1 protein-coding gene is annotated in these 787 nt (G+C 45.4%); it reads left to right on the top strand.

The window, feature by feature from the left end; translation table 11 throughout:
• Positions 1-787, top strand: a 787-nt coding sequence (locus A3756_RS22130) for a vitamin B12 dependent-methionine synthase activation domain-containing protein (protein ID WP_304438924.1), incomplete at both ends; no start/stop codon positions are given.

The raw sequence follows: 787 nt of genomic DNA on the forward strand, positions 1-787 counted from the left end.
TGGAGCGGCTACGAACCACCTAAGCCGAAATTTACCGGCACCAAAATCTTTGAAGACTACCCACTTGAAGAATTAGTTGACTATATCGATTGGACTCCGTTTTTTATCACGTGGGACCTGGTTGGAAAATACCCGAAAATATTAAAAGATGAGCATATCGGTGAAGCTGCTCAGAGTCTTTTCAATGATGCACAAAAAATGCTCAAGGATCTGATAAGCAATAAAAAACTAAAAGCCAAGGCTGTTATCGGATTTTGGCCAGCAAACGCTCAAGGCGATGATGAAATTACTGTATTTGCAGACGAAAGTCGATCTAAGGTAAATCTAAGCCTGAATCACCTACGCCAGCAATCTGACAAAGCGGGCAATCAATTTAGCTTATCACTAGCTGACTTTATTGCACCTAAAGAAACGGGTCTCAATGACTATATCGGTGGCTTTGCAGTCACCGCTGGAATCGGTGCTGAAGAACTTGCCACCGAGTTCGAAGCAAAACATGACGACTACAACGCGATTATGGTCAAAGCGCTAGCTGACCGCCTAGCCGAAGCTTTCGCTGAGCGTATGCACGAAAGAGTTCGTAAAGAGTTCTGGGCTTACGCTGGAGATGAAAGCTTTGATAACGACGCCTTGATTAAAGAAAAATACCGCGGTATCCGCCCTGCTCCGGGCTACCCTGCTTGCCCTGATCATACTGAAAAGACCGAGCTGTTCAAGCTACTGGAACCCGAAAACAGTGCCGGAATTTCATTAACCGAACACTTTGCAATGACACCTGCAGCTTCAG

It is taken from the genome of Oleiphilus sp. HI0086, assembly GCF_001635225.1.